This is a genomic window from Curtobacterium sp. MCBD17_028 (assembly GCF_003234875.1).
GTDB lineage: Bacteria > Actinomycetota > Actinomycetes > Actinomycetales > Microbacteriaceae > Curtobacterium.
Window position 1 is genome coordinate 84,005 of record NZ_QKTQ01000003.1, and the last position, 15,763, is coordinate 99,767.

At 73.5% G+C, this 15,763-nt stretch carries 17 protein-coding genes; 7 read left to right on the forward strand and 10 right to left on the reverse strand.

The window, feature by feature from the left end; genetic code table 11:
• The first annotated feature begins 91 nt into the window (after positions 1-91).
• Positions 92-889 (forward strand): HAD-IIA family hydrolase, encoded by a 798-nt coding sequence (locus DEI86_RS04845; RefSeq protein WP_111012270.1) that lies wholly within the window; start codon positions 92-94, stop codon positions 887-889.
• A 53-nt stretch (positions 890-942) separates the two neighbouring features.
• Here DEI86_RS04845 and DEI86_RS04850 read toward each other — a convergent pair whose 3' ends face one another.
• Positions 943-1,890: a CPBP family intramembrane glutamic endopeptidase gene (locus DEI86_RS04850; RefSeq protein WP_111048948.1), complete on the reverse strand. Its 948-nt coding sequence runs from the start codon at positions 1,888-1,890 to the stop codon at positions 943-945.
• 95 nt (positions 1,891-1,985) lie between these two features.
• Between DEI86_RS04850 and DEI86_RS04855 the strand changes: the two genes are divergently transcribed.
• Together DEI86_RS04855 and DEI86_RS04860 are read left to right on the forward strand one after the other, a co-directional pair.
• Positions 1,986-3,047 (forward strand): sodium:calcium antiporter, encoded by a 1,062-nt coding sequence (locus DEI86_RS04855; RefSeq protein WP_111048949.1) that lies wholly within the window; start codon positions 1,986-1,988, stop codon positions 3,045-3,047.
• A gap of 53 nt (positions 3,048-3,100) precedes the next feature.
• A complete protein-coding gene (locus DEI86_RS04860; protein ID WP_111048950.1) occupies positions 3,101-4,048 on the forward strand; it encodes an aldo/keto reductase in 948 nt (315 codons plus the stop codon).
• Between the two features lie 145 nt (positions 4,049-4,193).
• Here DEI86_RS04860 and DEI86_RS04865 read toward each other — a convergent pair whose 3' ends face one another.
• Together DEI86_RS04865 and pyrE are read right to left on the reverse strand one after the other, a co-directional pair.
• Positions 4,194-6,260 carry a septum formation family protein gene (locus DEI86_RS04865; protein ID WP_111048951.1) on the reverse strand — a complete coding sequence of 689 codons (2,067 nt, stop codon included), beginning with the start codon at positions 6,258-6,260 and terminating at the stop codon, positions 4,194-4,196.
• A 383-nt stretch (positions 6,261-6,643) separates the two neighbouring features.
• Positions 6,644-7,195, reverse strand: a complete 552-nt coding sequence (pyrE, locus tag DEI86_RS04870) for an orotate phosphoribosyltransferase (RefSeq protein ID WP_111048952.1) — start codon at positions 7,193-7,195, stop codon at positions 6,644-6,646.
• 101 nt (positions 7,196-7,296) lie between these two features.
• On the opposite strand from pyrE, the gene DEI86_RS04875 reads away from it, so the two are divergent.
• Together DEI86_RS04875 and DEI86_RS04880 are read left to right on the forward strand one after the other, a co-directional pair.
• Positions 7,297-8,946 (forward strand): hypothetical protein, encoded by a 1,650-nt coding sequence (locus DEI86_RS04875; RefSeq protein WP_111048953.1) that lies wholly within the window; start codon positions 7,297-7,299, stop codon positions 8,944-8,946.
• A gap of 51 nt (positions 8,947-8,997) precedes the next feature.
• The gene (locus DEI86_RS04880) at positions 8,998-9,723 is read left to right on the forward strand and encodes an aminoglycoside 3'-phosphotransferase (RefSeq protein ID WP_258376466.1); all 726 of its coding nucleotides are present in this window, start codon (positions 8,998-9,000) and stop codon (positions 9,721-9,723) included.
• Positions 9,724-9,905: 182 nt separating this feature from the next.
• Here the strand turns inward: DEI86_RS04880 and DEI86_RS04885 are convergent, their stop codons facing one another.
• The 5 genes from DEI86_RS04885 to DEI86_RS04905 are packed head-to-tail and all read right to left on the reverse strand — an operon-like array spanning position 9,906 to position 12,325.
• Positions 9,906-10,499 (reverse strand): hypothetical protein, encoded by a 594-nt coding sequence (locus tag DEI86_RS04885; RefSeq protein ID WP_111048954.1) that lies wholly within the window; start codon positions 10,497-10,499, stop codon positions 9,906-9,908.
• On the reverse strand, positions 10,496-11,209 hold the full coding sequence (locus tag DEI86_RS16470; RefSeq protein ID WP_181439704.1) for a hypothetical protein: 714 nt from the start codon (positions 11,207-11,209) through the stop codon (positions 10,496-10,498). The genes DEI86_RS04885 and DEI86_RS16470 overlap by 4 nt, the downstream gene beginning before the upstream one ends.
• Positions 11,206-11,595 carry a hypothetical protein gene (locus DEI86_RS04895; RefSeq protein WP_111048955.1) on the reverse strand — a complete coding sequence of 130 codons (390 nt, stop codon included), beginning with the start codon at positions 11,593-11,595 and terminating at the stop codon, positions 11,206-11,208. The genes DEI86_RS16470 and DEI86_RS04895 overlap by 4 nt, the downstream gene beginning before the upstream one ends.
• A complete protein-coding gene (locus tag DEI86_RS04900; protein ID WP_111009649.1) occupies positions 11,592-11,783 on the reverse strand; it encodes a DUF2273 domain-containing protein in 192 nt (63 codons plus the stop codon). The genes DEI86_RS04895 and DEI86_RS04900 overlap by 4 nt, the downstream gene beginning before the upstream one ends.
• A complete protein-coding gene (locus tag DEI86_RS04905; RefSeq protein WP_111012263.1) occupies positions 11,780-12,325 on the reverse strand; it encodes an Asp23/Gls24 family envelope stress response protein in 546 nt (181 codons plus the stop codon). Before DEI86_RS04905 ends, DEI86_RS04900 begins: the two co-directional genes overlap by 4 nt.
• A 162-nt stretch (positions 12,326-12,487) precedes the next feature.
• On the opposite strand from DEI86_RS04905, the gene DEI86_RS04910 reads away from it, so the two are divergent.
• Positions 12,488-13,324 (forward strand): exodeoxyribonuclease III, encoded by an 837-nt coding sequence (locus DEI86_RS04910; protein WP_111048956.1) that lies wholly within the window; start codon positions 12,488-12,490, stop codon positions 13,322-13,324.
• A gap of 65 nt (positions 13,325-13,389) precedes the next feature.
• Here the strand turns inward: DEI86_RS04910 and DEI86_RS04915 are convergent, their stop codons facing one another.
• Positions 13,390-14,310 carry an AEC family transporter gene (locus DEI86_RS04915; RefSeq protein ID WP_111012261.1) on the reverse strand — a complete coding sequence of 307 codons (921 nt, stop codon included), beginning with the start codon at positions 14,308-14,310 and terminating at the stop codon, positions 13,390-13,392.
• 122 nt (positions 14,311-14,432) lie between these two features.
• Here DEI86_RS04915 and DEI86_RS04920 point away from each other — a divergent pair, with 122 nt between their 5' ends.
• The gene (locus DEI86_RS04920) at positions 14,433-15,032 is read left to right on the forward strand and encodes a nitroreductase family protein (protein WP_111009653.1); all 600 of its coding nucleotides are present in this window, start codon (positions 14,433-14,435) and stop codon (positions 15,030-15,032) included.
• Between the two features lie 146 nt (positions 15,033-15,178).
• Here the strand turns inward: DEI86_RS04920 and DEI86_RS04925 are convergent, their stop codons facing one another.
• Positions 15,179-15,709: an AAA family ATPase gene (locus DEI86_RS04925; protein WP_111048957.1), complete on the reverse strand. Its 531-nt coding sequence runs from the start codon at positions 15,707-15,709 to the stop codon at positions 15,179-15,181.
• Positions 15,710-15,763 lie beyond the last annotated feature (54 nt).

Consider the following 15,763-nt stretch of genomic DNA (forward strand, 5'->3'; position numbering starts at 1 on the left):
GCAGCCGTGAGCCCGACGGGTGGTCGAGGCTGCGACGGTATGGTGAAGCGGCCCGCTGGGCGGCGGGACCGGACTCCGACGAGAGGGACGCATGGGATCGCGCGACGAGGTCGAGGCGTGGCTCACCGACATGGACGGCGTGCTCGTGCACGAGAACCACGCGCTCCCCGGGGCGCCCGAACTCGTGCAGCAGTGGCTCGACACCGGGACGCCGTTCCTCGTGCTGACGAACAACTCGATCTTCACGCCGCGTGACCTCAGCGCGCGCCTCCGACGGTCCGGTCTGAGTGTGCCGGAGGACCGCATCTGGACCTCGGCGCTGGCGACGGCCGACTTCTGCGCGTCGCAGATGCCCGGCGGTTCCGCGTTCGTGATCGGCGAGGCCGGCATGACGACTGCCTTGCACGAGGCCGGGTTCATCATGACCGAGACCGCGCCGGACTACGTCGTCGTCGGCGAGACCCGGAACTACTCGTTCGAGGCGATCACGAAGGCCGTGCGACTCATCCGCGACGGCGCCCGGTTCATCGTCACGAACCCGGACGCCACCGGTCCGAGCGCCGAGGGCGTCCTGCCCGCGACGGGCGCCATCGCCGCGATGATCTCGAAGGCCACGGGCAAGGAGCCCTACGTGGTCGGCAAGCCGAACCCGATGATGTTCCGCTCGGCGATGAACAGGATCGGGGCGCACTCCGAGAACACGGGGATGATCGGCGACCGGATGGACACCGACATCGTGGCGGGGATCGAGGCCGGGCTGCACACCATCCTGGTGATGAGTGGCATCAGCGACATGTCCGAGGTCGAGCGGTACCCGTTCCGTCCGAACGAGATCCTGTCGGGCGTGCACGAGCTCGTGACGCAGACCCCGTACGAAGTGGAGATGTAGGGGCTGCTCAGGTGGTTCCCTCCGCGTCCCCGACCCCGGGAGAGACCTTGCAGCTAGCCCAGGGCCACGGACTCGGCGTCGGACGCCGGACCCGACGGCGGCGGTCCCTCGGACACCGGACCCGACGGCGGCGGCCCATCGGCGGCGTGCGGTGAGACGGCCGCCGGGACCTCGAACGCCGAGCGTGGTGGAACGTGCTTCCAGCGCTGCGCGAGGCGCCGGGGCCGATCGGTGTGCAGCGCGACGAACGCGGCAGCGACGACGCCGAACACGAGGATCCCGAAGGTCAGCAGCCCGAGGAACCCGACGACCGGCAGCGGCACACTCGTTCCCGCGGCTCCGGCACCGATCACGCCGAAGTCCCAGACCGCGTGCAACAGCATCGGCACGAGCAGGGTCCGGGTGAGCCGCCGCGCGATGTACAGCACGGACCCGAACGCGGCCGCGAACACCACCTGTTCGATCGTGGTCCCGAGGCCCTGTCCGGCGAGGGCGTTGAGCAGGTGCAGGCAGCCGAACACCGCCGAGGACACCATCCACACCCAGAGTTCCGGCAGGCGACGGCGGAGCCCGACGAGCAGGACGCCGCGGGCCATGGTCTCCTCGAAGAACCCGACGAGCAGCGTCGCCAGTCCGAGCAGCAGGAAGTAGGCGAGGGGGCGGCCGTTCCAGGCGACGGTGGCGAGCCTCCCCGCCTCGATGAGGAGGATGACGATCGGCGCGACGGCCGCCCATCCGGGAGCTCCGCGACGCAGGTCGATCGTGCCGATGCGCCACCAACCGAGCCCGGTCACGACGAGGGCGAGCGCGACGGCGGCGATCGCCTCGGGCACGAGCAGGGCGGTGACGACGCTCGGGATCGTCAGGCCGACCCGCTCGTAGTCGTCACCAGGCCGGGCACGGATGACCTCGATCGTCGCGAACACCACGACCGGCGCGATGCCGACCAGGAGGGACGGGGGGACGCGCGGACGCCTGCGCTCCGTCGACCGTTCGCGCACGCCGCTCCCCCGCTCCGGGCGTCCGGGCGCGCCCTGCAGGGAGCGTACATCGCCGCTCCGGAACCGCGTCGGCTCCCGGAGGGTTCGATGGGACCATGGCGTCCCTCCCGTTCTGGCTGCTCGTGCTCGTGTTCGTGGCGGGGTCCGCCGTCATCTGGGTGGCGGGCATCCAGCTGTCGAAGACCACCGACGTGCTCGACGACCGGCTGCACCTCGGGAGCGCGCTCGGGGGCCTCATCGTGCTCGCCCTCGCGACGAACCTGCCCGAGATCGCGATCACGGTGAGCGCCGCGTTCTCCGGCTCGATCGAGGTCGCGGCCGGGAACATCCTCGGCGGCATCGCGCTGCAGACCGTCGTCATCATGATCATCGACGCGTTCGGCAAGCGCGGGAAGAGCGTGAAGCCGATCACCTACCGTGCCGCGTCGCTCGGACTCGTGCTCGAGGCGATCGTCGTCGTCGCCGTGCTCGCGGTCGTCATCGCCGGGAGCCAACTGCCGTCGAGCCTGCTGTTCGCCCGGCTGACCCCGGACGTGGTCCTCATCGCCGCGATCTGGGTCGTCGGCCTGCTCCTCGTCCAGCGGGCGAGCAAGAGCCTGCCGTGGCACGACAACGGCACGGCCCCCGACAGCTCGCCGCACGCGACTGGGCACCGCCGCTCCAAGCCGAAGCCGCCGCCGATGGGCACCGCGAGGGCCGCGGTCATCTTCGCGGTGTCGGCCGCGGCGACGCTCGTCGCCGGTGTCGCGGTGGAGCAGGCGGGCGATGCGGCCTCGGGGCAGATCGGCCTGTCGGGCGTGCTGTTCGGCGCGACCGTCCTGGCCCTGGCGACGAGCCTGCCGGAGATCTCCACGGGCCTCCAGGCCGTCAGGCAGGGCGATGACAACCTGGCGATCAGCGACATCTTCGGCGGGAACGCGTTCCTGCCGGTGCTGTTCCTCGTCGCGACCGTGATCAGCGGCAAGGCGGTGCTGCCGCAGGCGAACGCGAGCGACATCTACCTGACGGCGATCGCCGCGCTGCTCACCCTCGTCTACGCGGTCGGGCTCGTGTTCCGGCCGCAGAAGCGGATCATCGGCATGGGGATCGACTCGTTCGTCGTGCTCGTGCTGTACCTGATCGGGGTGGGCGGACTCATCGCGATCTCCGTCGGCTGAGGATCCGTACCGGTCCCGGCGCGACTCGGAGGCCCGAGGCATAGCCTCGCGGCATGACCCGCATCGGCACCAGTGACCTCCATGTCTTCCCCCTCGCCCTCGGCGGCAACGTCTTCGGTTGGACCGCGGACGAGCAGACCTCGCACGACGTCCTCAGCGCGTACGTCGACGGCGGCGGGAACTTCATCGACACCGCCGACGTCTACTCGGCGTGGGCAGCGGGCAACTCGGGTGGTGAGTCCGAGACCGTCATCGGATCGTGGCTCGCGGCGACGGGCAAGCGCGACGACGTCGTGATCGCGACGAAGGGCTCGCAGCACCCGGAGTACCAGGGCCTGGCAGCGGACACCGTCGCCGCGGCCGCCCGTGCCTCGCTGCAGCGCCTCGGCACCGACCGCATCGACCTCTACTACGCGCACTTCGACGACCAGGACACCCCGCTCGAGGAGACCGTCCGCGCGTTCGACCAGCTCGTCAAGGACGGCATCGTCCGCTACACCGCGATCTCGAACTACTCCGTCGACCGCGCCCGCGAGTGGATCCGGATCGCACAGGAGAACGGCCTCGCCGAGCCGGTCGCGATCCAGCCGCACTACAACCTCGTCAAGCGGCAGCCGTACGAGGCCGAGCTCGCACCGTTCGTGCACGAGACCCACCTCGGCGTCGTGCCGTACTTCGCGCTCGCCGCCGGCTTCCTGACGGGCAAGTACCGCACTCGCGAGGACATCGCGGGCAAGGACCGCCAGGGGCAGCTCGAGGGGTACTTCTCGGACGAGGGGTTGCGCGTGGTCGACGCTCTCGCCTCGGTCGCCGAGGCGCACGACGCTCCGATCGCGTCGGTCGCGCTCGCCTGGCTGCAGACGCGACCGGACGTCGTCGCGCCGATCGCGAGCGCCCGGAACCTCGAGCAGCTGCCGGCGCTCCTCCGGTCCGCCGAGCTCGTGCTGACGGCCGACGAGATCGCCGCGCTCACCGACGCGTCGGCCGCCGTGCCCGCCTGACCCGGGACCGATCGGACGAGGACGGGAGGCGCGGTACCAGCGGGTGCCGCGCCTCCCGTCCGTCGTGTCGGCCGTCCGGAGGTCGGTGCGAGCGGGTGCCGCGCCTCCCGTCCGGCGCGCGGGGGCAGCGCGGCGGCGACCGCGGTCAGGCCGAGGGCGCGAGCGAACTCGTCAGTGGCTGTCCCGACGACCGCGAGGCGAAGCAGTAGTAGTAGCGGTCGCCCGCGTTCCACTCGCTCTGGTCCGCCGGGTACGCGCCCTGGACCTGTAGGTCCGTGTAGGCGGCCGCGGCGCCGAGGTCGATCGCACCGGTCGCGCTGCACAGTTCGGTCATCTGGCCGCGTAATGCGTCGGGCCCGGGGTAGCTGGACTGGGTCAGCGTGCCGCGGAACGTCATCTGCGCAGCGTGGGCGGCCGAGCAGTCGACGACCGTGAAGGTCTGTGCCCACGCGTTCTCGTACGGTGACAGGCACTCGCCGCCCGCGAGGTCGCGCCACGAGTGCTGCCCCACCGACGCCGCCGTGGTGGCGAACACCGCCGTGGCCGAAGGAGCCGGCGCGGGCGTCGAGGACGTCGACCGGGTCGACGCCGCTGCCGGTGACCGTGACGCCTTCGGCGACGACGTGGAGGACGGAGCCGGCGCCGGCTGGTTCTGCGGGTCGCCGCCGAGGATCCACCGCACGACGAGGAACACGAGCACGAGCAACACGATGATGATCGCGATCGCGCCGTACACGAGCAGCTGCTTGCCCCGACGACCCTGCGCGGCGAGGCGCCCGAAGCCCTCGTTGAGGAGGTTGTCGCCGCGGCCGTCCCCCCGCCCGACCGGCACGGCACCACGAGCCCTCTGACCCGGGAGCGCCGAGCCGGAGGAACGACCGGCGCCGGCCGGAGCGACACCAGGAGCGCCGGTCGGAGGAGCACCGGGAGCACCGACGACGGGCATCATCCGCGTGCCCGTGTCCCCGACGCGACCGGCGGCGAAGTCGGCGTGGTCGTCGCCGAGGGCAACGTCGTCCTCGACCCCGTCGACGGCGCGGAGTGCGCCCGTCCCGAACAGCGCGTTGATCGCCCGGGTGTCACTGGTCTCGCGGCCGTCCCACTCGGTCTGGTCGACGACGTCCGCGGGTCCGGTCTCGACGACGTCCGCGGGGCCGGTCTCGGGCGCCCAGGCAATCGTCTCCGGCTGTTGCTCGGGACGGGGACGGCGGCCGTCCGGCACGTGCGCCGAGCGGTCGGTGCCGAGCAACGCGTCGAGGTCCTGGCCGACGGCCGGAGGCAGGTGGGCCGGGTAGACCTGCTCGGGGTGGGCCGGATCCACGGGCGACACCAGGGGCGGCGCGGCCGTGGGTGGGAGCGGATCGGCGGCGCGCGAGGGGCTCTCGGGCACGACTGCGGGGCCGGTCTCGGGCTGCGCCCACCAGGGCAGCGCAGCGGTGGGGGTGTCGACGCCGGAGTCGTCCGTGTCGCGTTCGGCGGCGTCTTCCGTGTCGACGACGGGCTCCGCGGTGTCGGATCCCGCAGGGACGCCCTCGGGGGCGTCGTGCTGCGCCGGGATGGCCGCCGTGACCTCGGAGTGCGCGGACTGCGCGGTCAGCGCGGAGCCCGCCTCGGCGGCGTCCGATCCCGCATCGTCGTCGGACAGGGACCAACGCGTGGGCCGGGAGCCCGCTGCGGGGGCAGGGACGGCAGCGGCAGGAACGGGAGCAGCGGAGGCAGCAGGGGCAGCTGCAGGTCCGTCGACGACCGCGGCACGGCTCGCCTCGGCGTCGACATCACCAGCACGGTCAGCGCCGTCGGCATCACCGGCATCGGCGTCGCGGTCGGCGTTCGTGCCCTCGTCGTCGGCACCGCCGAGCGCGGCCCAGTCGAAGCGCGAGTCGTGGTCGGACGTTCCGGCGCCCGCTGCGTCGTCGCCCGGCAGGCGCAGCAGGTCGGTGAAGCTCGGCCGCTCCTCGCCGCGGGGCAACCGGGACCGGACGCCCGCGACGGGCGGCTCCGTCGGTGCGGCCGCGGGCGGGATCACGTCGTCGCGCTCCGACGGGAGGCTCGGGGCCACCCCCGTCGCTCGGCCGAGCCAGTCGACGTCCTCACGGCCGGTGCCGTGCGGGTCGACCCGACGGCGCTCCTCGTCGATCGCGCGGATCTCCTCGGCGCGCTGATCCCGAGTGGACCGTGCCGTGGGCAGCTGCAGGGAGCTCGGGTGGGACACCGCCCGGGCAGGGGTCGCGGGTGCAGCAGGCGGCTCCGGCGCATCAGGCGGTTCTGGGGCAGCGGGCGGCTCCGGCGCAGCAGGCGGGTCGGACGCAGCAGGCGGCTCCGACGCAGCAGACGGGTCCGCGGGCGGCAGCTCCGGCGGGATCTGCTCGGTCGGCGGCAATGGCGTCACCTCGCCCGACTCGGCGGCACGCTCGGCGGCTCGGCGCTCGCGGCGCGTCGGCCAGTTGTCGGGGAGCTTCGCCTCGCCGAAGATCGACGACGCGCTGCGGAGACCGCTCGGCGGGACGGGGCGCGGGGCGGTGCGAGCGTCGTCATCCGACCGGACAGCATCGTCCGGGCGCGGTTCCTCGGGCTCGCCGTCGGTGGGACGTCCGCTCACGGGGCCAGCCCGAGGTCGCCCAGTCCGATCGCCGCGTAGTAGGGGTACCCGGCACGCTCGATGGCTTCCTTCGCGCCGGTGTCACGGTCGACCACGACGGCGACCGCGGCGATGATCGCGCCTTCGCGCTCGAGCGCCTCGGCGGCCTTGAGCGGGGAGCCACCCGTGGTCGAGGTGTCCTCGAGCACGACGACGCGCTTGCCCCGCACGTCGGGGCCCTCGACCTGCCGGCCGCGGCCGTGGTCCTTCGGCTCCTTGCGGACGACGAACGCGTCGTAGGCCTGGCCCCGGGCCGCGGCCTGGTGCAGCACCGCGGTGGCGATCGGGTCGGCGCCCATGGTCAGTCCGCCGACCGCGACGACGTCGGGGACCTCGGCGACGAGGTCCGTCATCACCTGGCCGATGAGCGGCGCGACCCGGTGGTCGAGGCTGACCTTGCGCAGGTCGATGTAGTACGTCGCCTTCTTGCCGCTGGTCAACGTGAAGTCGCCGTGGAACACGGCCTCGTCCCGGATGTGGGCGATCAGCTGGCTACGCGCGTCGGTCACGATCCACCACAGTATCCGCTCCCCCTCGGGGATCCCAGCCCACCGACGAGGCCTGTGGACAGCGCTCCTGGCGGGTCAGCGCCTCCCGGTACGCTCCGGACATGGCCCAGGCGACCCGACCCCGCGTGCTCCTGCGGGTGCTCGGGGCCGAGGCCCTCGGTGCCGCGATGGCCCTCGCGCTCGCGCTCGCCGCACTCCGGCACGTGCTCGCCACCGACCGCGTCCGGCTGCTCTGGTACGACGGCGACTCGGTGCTCCTCCCCCTGGTCGAACGCTCGCTCCGGCTGGGGCAGTCGTTCGAGTGGGCGATGTCGCCCACGCTGTTCTTCTTCCCCGAGATCCCGGTGTACCTGGCGTGCGCCGCGCTGACGTCCACGCCGCAACAGGCACTCGCGCTGAACGGCCTGCTCGTGGTCGTGGCGGTGTACGTCCTCGTGCGGGCGGTCGCCGCGCAGGTGATGCCCGAGGCGCCCCGTGCGGTCCGCGTCGCCGTCGCGGTCGGCGCCCTCGGCGTCGTGACGTTGCTCGTCCTCACGGAGTCCTCCGGGACGGCGTCGAGTCTCGAACTCGCGTCGCTCCTCCTGACGACGACGTACTACTACGGCGCGGTGCTCGCGATGCTCGGCACGGCCGCGCTGGCGTTGCGGGTGGTGCGCACGGCCTCCCTGCCGGTGCCGCGCACGTCGTGGGTCGCGTTGGCCGTCACGACGCTCGTGGCGGCGTCCAGCACGGCGTCGGACCCGCTGTACGTGCCGTGGTCCGCGGCGCCCGTGATCGTGACGGTGGGGTTGCTCGCCCTGGCCCGGCGTCTGCCCTGGCGTGTGGTGTCGGGGCTCGGCGTCGCGCTGGCCGGTGGGTCCGCGCTGGGGTACCTGCTCCGGATCCCGCTCGCGCCGTTCGTGTCGCTCGACCCGTCGACGTACATCCACCCGGGTGGCGCGGGCACGACGCTCTCGTACTTCGCGGCGCTGACGGACGAGCGCGCCGGCGCGGGCCTCGGCGAGGTCGAGCTCGTGCTGCTGCTCGTGCTGTTCCTCGCCTCCCTCGGCGGCACGGTGTGGGCCTGGCGCGTCCGGAGCTCCCGGACGGTGCTCGTGGCGTCGGCGCTCGGCATGGTGACCGTCGTCGCCGTCTCCGTCGGCGTCGTGCTCGCGGGCTCGTCCACGCCGCGCTACCTCGAGCCGATCGTCACCGCGCCGCTCATCGGGCTCGTCGCGGTCGCGGAGCTGGCCCGGACGGCGATCCGGCGAACGCGCCTCCACACCGCTGGTCGCGGACTCCGTCTGATCGCCGTGGCCGCCACCGTCGCGCTGCTCGCGGTGGGCGGGGCGGTCGCGCCGTCGACCGTGGAGGCCGTGGTCACCGCCTCCTACGCGCCCGCCTCGTGCCTGGACCGGTGGGTCGGCGGTCGCGGGGTCGTCGGCGTCGGACAGTTCTGGACGGTCCGACCGCTCGCCGCGTACGGGGACGAGGGCGTGCGACTGCTCCAGGTCCGCGACGACTTCACGACCTACCCGTGGCTCGTGGACCTCGCCGCCTACCGCGACGCCCGTCCGACCTACGTCGTCATCGGGTCGCAGGACGTCTGGACCACCCCGGTGCAGGACGCCCTCGGCGATCCCTCGGCGATCGTGCACTGCCCCGGCTACGACATCTACGACTACGCCGGCACGCCGGGCGCCGCGACGTTACGTCACGACGTCGTCTCGACCGCGCAGGAGTTCATCGAGGAGCGCGGGTTCGGCGGGTAGACCTCGACCCGTGCGCTGGCGTCGACCGCCCAGAGCGACGAGGATCGGTCCGTGCTGCCCATCGCCGGACTTCCCCAGGGCCACGTCGACGTCCCCGAGTGCGTCTCGGCCCTGGCCGCCGGACGGGCGATCACCGCGGTGTGGCGCAACGCCCTCGACGGCCGCACGTTCCGGCTCGGCGAGGGACCCGCGGCCGAGTACGTCAAGTGGGCGCCCCACGGTGTGCGACTCGACCTGCTCGGTGAGATCGCGCGGCTCTCGTGGGCGGGGTCGTACACGCCGGTGCCGCGGGTGGTCGACCACGGCGAGGACCCGGACGGCCGCTGGCTCCGGACGGTCGCGCTCCCGGGTCGGAGTGCGGTCGACCCTCGGTTCCAGGCCGATCCCCGGCCCGCGGTGATCGCCGCCGGCCATGGACTCCGCGCCCTGCACGACGCCCTCCCGGTGGCCGACTGCCCGTTCGAGTGGTCGGTCACGCAGCGCATCGCCCGCTCCGGTGCCGACGACGACACGGTGGCGGCGCTCGGTCCCCGTCCGGAGCCGGACCGGATCGTGGGCGAGGACGGGCAGTGGGTCGGCCACGTCGACCTCGACGCCCTCGGCATCGCGGATCGGTGGGCGGACATCGCCGTCGCGACCATGGCCCTCGGATGGAACTTCGGCGACGGGTGGGAGTCCCTGTTCCTCGACGCGTACGGCATCGCGCCCGACCCCGAGCGCACCCGCTGGTACCGGGCGCTGTGGAACCTCGGCGACGGGGCGCTGCCGCGCGACTGAGCGGCGCCCGGCGCACGTCGAACCGCGTCCTTCCGTTCGAACACCCACATGCCGCGGTTCTATGGGAAGGACCCGGTGCGACACGCCCCCCCGGCCGACGCACCCCCGGCGGCGCACCTCCGGCCGACGCACCCCCGGCGGCGCACCTCCGGCCGACGCACCCCGGCCGGCGACCCCCCGCCTCAGTGCACCCGAACCGGCTGCCCGGCCGCACCCCCGCGTGCGATGTGCAGCAGGACCGGCAGCCGCATCCCGAGCACGGCGTCGAGGTCGCCGACGACGTCCTCGATCCGCGTCGTGAGATCTCGCGGCGCCGAACCCTGCCGGGGCCGGACCCGGATCCGAACGGCACGGGCGCCCCGGACGCGGTAGACGTCGACGGCGAGCGAGTGGACCTCGGGCAGCGCACCGATGGCCGAGGACAGCGCGTGCTGCACCGCGGTGGAGTCGACGGTCACGAGGCCGTCGACGGGGGCGGCGGTGCCCTCGTCCTCGACCACCGTGGCGACCCGACCGCCACCGCGGGTGGCGAGCACCACGAGCGCGAGGACCGCGACGAGCAGGGCCACACCGAGCGCGATGGACCACGCCGTGACCGACGCCGGACGGTCGGCACCGGAGCCGAACCCGGCGAGGGCGCCCGGCGCGATGCGGTGCCACGTCCGTGCGGCACCCGGCACGGTGCCGAGCGCGACCACGGCGAGCCCACCGGCCAGGAGCACCAGGCCGACGAGGACGAGCAGCACGCGGCCGAAGGTGCGGTTGCTCGCGGTCATCCGTCGACCCTCCCCGCCGGTTGCACGCGCACCCGCACGCTGATCGCGGGTGTGGGGTCGATCGTGTCGACCTCGGCGCGCACGGCCTCGGTCACGGCGACGACGGGGACGTCGACGCCGGCGGCGGGCCGCAGCACGACCTCGGCGGTTCGGCGCCCGACGGTGCCGACCGCGCCCTCCGGGCCGAGGCGCGTGACGCTGCGGGCGGCGCGCGCGGTGGCGGAGGCCAGCACCTCGTCGTCGACGACGACGGCGAGCCGCTGTGACGGCATCGTGTGCCGCGCGCGCCGCTTCGGCAGCACACCGAGCAGCACGAGGACGAGCCCGAGGAACGCCACGAGCCCGCCCACCACGTCCAGGACCGGGAGGACCGTCCCGGCCGGAGCGGCGACGGCTGCGTCGACGACGGTGCGCGGTTCGAACCCCGCGAGGCGTTCGTGGAGCAGGACGAGGACCGCGGCGAGCGCCACGGCGGCGGCCACGAGGACGACGCAGACCATGGTGACGGAGACGGCGACGGACCGGGAGACGTGCGTCTCGCGCCGCAGGAGCCGATGGTGCACGCGGTCGTGCTCGGCGGGGTCGTCGGCGGACCGGTCACGGGGGTCGCCGAACCCGCGCGGGGTGGCGAGACCGTGCGGCGATCCGCGGCCGTGGGAGGCGCGGGGACCGTCGGGCGAGCCGGCGCGGTCGCCGGTCTCCATGCTCATCGGACCCGCCCCGGGACCTCGACGATCGACGACGTGAACACCACGGACACACGGGACACGTGGCGCCCGGTCACGGTGTGCACCCGTTCGGCGATGACGCCGCGGGCGCGGTGCGTGCGGGCGAGGACCGGCTCGTCGGGCACCCGGTGCGAGCCGAGCTGTGGCAGCGCGAGCGGTCCGCGGACCTCGATCGCCAGGGCACCGCGGCCGTCGTCGGCGACGCGCGCGCGGACCTCGCGGACGGGCACGTGCAGGGCCTCGGCGGCGGCGGCCTGCGCGGTGTGGACGAGGGCGGGCACGGCGATGCGGTCCCAGCCGGGGACGGGCCTCCCGGCCGACCCGGCCGACGCGACCGACCCCACCGGCCCGTTCGGCTCACTCGTCACGACGAACTCCGGCGTCCACGCAGGACGTCGGCGAGCCGGCGGACGTCGATGTCGCCGCTGACGAGCCGTCCGACCAGAGCACCGACGGCCATGAACACCGCGACGACGACGAACGCCCAGAACCCGAGCGTCACGGCCACGATCGCGAGGACCGCGCCGGCGCCCATGCCGACCACCGTGGCGTTCACTGGACCCGCGCCTCGGTCGGTTCGCCGTTCAGCGCGGGGATGTTGACGTCGTTGATCGCGACGTTGACCTCGGTGACCTCCAGGCCGACGAGCGTGGTCAGGGCGGCGGTGACGGCCGAGCGGACGTCCTGTGCGACCTCCATCATCGGCATCGGGTACTCGACCACGATGGTGAGGTCCACCGCGACCTGGGTCTCGCCGACCTCGACGCGGACGCCCTGCCCGAGGTCGCTCGAACCGATGGCGTCGCGGATGGCCCCGAACGCGCGGGCGGTGTTGCCGCCGAGGGCGAAGACGCCGGGGACCTCGCGCGCCGCGATCCCGGCCACCTTCGCGACGACCGCGTCGTCGATGACGGTCCGGCCGTGCGTCGTGACCTCGGTGGTCGTGGTGGGGTCCGCGACGACCGCGCTCGAACCGTCGACGCGCGAGGACCCGCCGGCCGTCGTGCGCGCTGTCGTCACCCGCGTGGTGCTCGCGCCGGTCGTGCCCGCGCGGCCGGGGGTCGCCGCTCCGCCCGCGCCGTTCGTGGTGGTTGCCATGTCCGCTCCCGTCGTCGATGTCGTGATGGAGGTCCTGCGACCGTGCGCCGCGGGCGCCGGGTCTGCCGTCCAACCAACACCCTGCCGTGCGGGGCCGACCGCCCCGGTCGGGAGACCCCCAGGGACCGCCGGGCGTCGGGGGCGGCCGGTAGGTTCGTCACCATGCGTGTCGCCTCGTGGAACGTCAACTCGATCCGATCCCGCGCCTCCCGTGTGGTCGACTGGCTCGTGCGTGAGGACGTCGACGTGCTCGGCATGCAGGAGATCAAGTGCAAGCCCGAGCAGTTCCCGGTCGACCTGTTCGAGGCCGCGGGCTACACCGTCGAGGCTCACGGCCTGAACCAGTGGAACGGCGTCGCGTTCGCCAGCCGGCTGCCGATGGAGGACGTGACGCGCGACTTCCCGACGCAGCCCGGGTTCCTCAAGGGGCACGAGGGCGACGACGTCCCCGTGGAGGCCCGCGCGATGGTTGTGACGGTCGACGGCGTGCGGCTGTGGAGCCTGTACGTGCCGAACGGCCGCGCGGTCGGCGACCCCCACTACACGTACAAGCTCGACTGGCTCGCGCGGCTGGCGGCCCGCACCGAGGAGTGGATCGCCGCCGCTCCGGACCAGCCGCTCGCGCTCATGGGCGACTGGAACGTCGCCCCCTTCGACGAGGACGTCTGGGACCGCGCGCTGTTCGAAGGCCACACGCACGTGTCCGAGCCGGAGCGGGCCGCGTTCCGCGCGTTCGAGGGCATCGGGCTGACGGACGTCGTCCGCCCGCTCGTGCCCACCGGGTACACCTACTGGGACTACAAGCAGCTGCGGTTCCCGCGGAACGAGGGCATGCGCATCGACTTCGTCATGGGGTCCCCCGCATTCGCCGAGGTCGTCACGGCAGCCGCCATCCACCGCAACGAGCGCAAGGGCGACGCCCCGAGCGACCACGTGCCGGTGAGCGTCGACCTCGACCTCGACACGAGTCTCGACGACGACCGCCCGATGATCTTCTGACGCCGCATCCGCCGGACGGGAGGGCCGGGGCGGGCCGGTCCCGCGCCTCCCGGCCGGCGGTGGCGTCAGTGCAGCAGCGCCGCCACGACGACGAGGACGGGCACCGCGCCGATCGTCGACACGAGCACGACGTCCCGCGCGACGGGCACGGCCGCGTCGTACCGCTGCGCGTAGTTGAAGACGTTCTGCGCCGTCGGCAACCCGGCGAGCACCGTCAGGACGAACAGGTGCTCGTGCGACACGTGGAACACGAAGCGCGCGATGACGTAGGCGAGCACCGGCATCACGAACAGCTTGAGCGCGCTCGCCACGACCACGTCCACCCGGGTGTCCGGGTCACGGAAGGGCGCGTTGCCGTGCAGGCTCATCCCGAACGACAGCAGGACGACGGGTACCGCGGCCGCGCCGACGAGCGAGAACGGCTCCATCACCGGGTCGGGGATCCGCACGCCGGTCAGCGACACGACCAGGCCGAGGAGGGACGCGATGATGAGCGGGTTGCTCACCGGTCCGAGGATCCGCCGCCGCAGGCCCCCGCCCGAGGACGTCGCCGTGTCGAGGATCGTCAGCGCGATCGGCGCGAGCACGACGAGCTGCAGCAGGATGACCGGCACCACGTACGCCGGATGGCCGAGCACGTAGACGGCGACGGGCAGGCCGATGTTGTTCGAGTTGACGTACCCGGCGGCGAGCGCCCCGACCGTGGTCTGGGCGAGGTCGCGGCGCAGCACGAACCGGAACACGGCGGCGGTCCCGAGCGCGACGACGAGCGCGGTCACGAGCGACACCACGAGCATCTCGGACAGCAGCACGTGGATGTCCGCCGTCGCGATCGTGTGGAACAGCAGGCACGGGGTCAGCACGAAGAACACGAGCCGGCTCATGACGAACTGCGCGTGCGGGCCGAGGACCCCGAGCCGTCCGACGAGGTACCCCGTGGCGATCACGGCGCCGATGATCGCGAACCCGATCAGCACTCCGCTCACGGGTCCATCCTGGCATCGAGCGCATCGGCGGACGGACGGCCGTCTGATCCGACATCGGGCGCCGGTCGGAGTCGACGACACCCGTGGGAATACGTTCGCATGGAACACCGTTGGGAGGCACCATGACCGCAACGTCCGACACCACCACGCTGACCCGTTCCACCGACTCCAGCCGCCCGCTCGTGCCGCTGCTCGAGGAGCGCTGGAGCCCCCGCTCGTTCGACGAGACGGCGACGATCGACGACGACACCGTGACCACGCTGCTCGAGGCCGCGCGCTGGGCTCCGTCCGCGTCGAACACCCAGCCCCGCCGGTTCGTGGTGGGCCGCCGCGGCACCCCGACGTTCGACGTGATCATGGAGCACCTCATGGGCTTCAACCAGGCGTGGGCCCACCGCGCGAGCGCCCTCGTCGTCGCGATCGCCGAGACCGCTGACGAGGACGGTCAGCCCCGCCGCTGGGCGGAGTACGACCTCGGTCAGGCGATCGCCGCGCTCGCCGTCCAGGCGCACGCCGAGGGGCTGCACGTGCACCAGCTCGGCGGCATCGACGTCGACGGCCTCCGCACCGCGTTCGCGTTGCCCGAGCGCTTCGTGCCCGTCACGGTGACCGCGATCGGGACGGTCGCCGACCCGTCGCAGCTCGACGAGCAGGCCGCCGCCCGCGAGCTCGCGCCCCGCACGCGCCTGCCCCTCGACGAGCTGGTGCTCGCGCGCGACTGACCCCGGGTCCGGGGCCCGGGACCCCGGGCCCTTGTTCCGCCGAGATCGCAGAAGATGCCGCTTCGACCCCTGTCGAAGCGGCATCTTCTGCGATCTCGGCGAGGGGGTGGGCGGGGAGCGCCCGGCAAGGGCGGCCGGCGGGGCCGTCAGGGGCGCGGCGGCTGCACGGCCCCGAGCGCCGCGGCCACCAGGGCCTCGACCGGCTCCGCCGCGTCGAGCACCGTGCGCTCCGCCGCCCAGCGCTCCGCCGCCCATCCGTCGAGGGCGTCCGCACGCGGAGCCAGGGTGTCCCACCCCGGCTCCGGGAGGCGCGTGAAGCGCTGACCCCGGCCCTCCAGACGGGCGCGGTGCCGGTCCGGGTCCGCGAGCCGGAGCTCGAACCAGTGCGTCTCGGCGCCCGACCGTTCGGCGAGCCCGATCCACTGCTCGCGAGCGCGCGGGTCGTCGTTCACGGCGTCGACGACGACCGACCGTCCCACGGCGAGCTGCGCCTCCGCGACGCGTTCCACCACGCCGTAGGCGGCGACACCCGTGGTGGACCCGGCAGGCAGCCCGGCCGCGAGCAGTGCGTCCTCGACGAGGTCGACGGCGAGCACGACCGCGTCGACCCGGGCCGCGAGCGCCGCCGCGAACGTCGACTTGCCGACACCGGGCAGCCCCGCCAGGACGATGAGCACGCGCTCACCCTACCGACGCTCAGGAGACCCCTGGCCAGCGCGTCCGGCCGCGTC

Coding starts and splice junctions, on each gene's coding strand:
- DEI86_RS04845 (WP_111012270.1), top strand. CDS start 92: ATGGGATCGCGCGACGAGGTCGAGGCGTGGCTCACCGACATGGACGGC.
- DEI86_RS04855 (WP_111048949.1), top strand. CDS start 1,986: ATGGCGTCCCTCCCGTTCTGGCTGCTCGTGCTCGTGTTCGTGGCGGGG.
- DEI86_RS04860 (WP_111048950.1), top strand. CDS start 3,101: ATGACCCGCATCGGCACCAGTGACCTCCATGTCTTCCCCCTCGCCCTC.
- DEI86_RS04875 (WP_111048953.1), top strand. CDS start 7,297: ATGGCCCAGGCGACCCGACCCCGCGTGCTCCTGCGGGTGCTCGGGGCC.
- DEI86_RS04885 (WP_111048954.1), bottom strand. CDS start 10,499: ATGACCGCGAGCAACCGCACCTTCGGCCGCGTGCTGCTCGTCCTCGTC.
- DEI86_RS16470 (WP_181439704.1), bottom strand. CDS start 11,209: ATGAGCATGGAGACCGGCGACCGCGCCGGCTCGCCCGACGGTCCCCGC.
- DEI86_RS04905 (WP_111012263.1), bottom strand. CDS start 12,325: ATGGCAACCACCACGAACGGCGCGGGCGGAGCGGCGACCCCCGGCCGC.
- DEI86_RS04910 (WP_111048956.1), top strand. CDS start 12,488: ATGCGTGTCGCCTCGTGGAACGTCAACTCGATCCGATCCCGCGCCTCC.
- DEI86_RS04920 (WP_111009653.1), top strand. CDS start 14,433: ATGACCGCAACGTCCGACACCACCACGCTGACCCGTTCCACCGACTCC.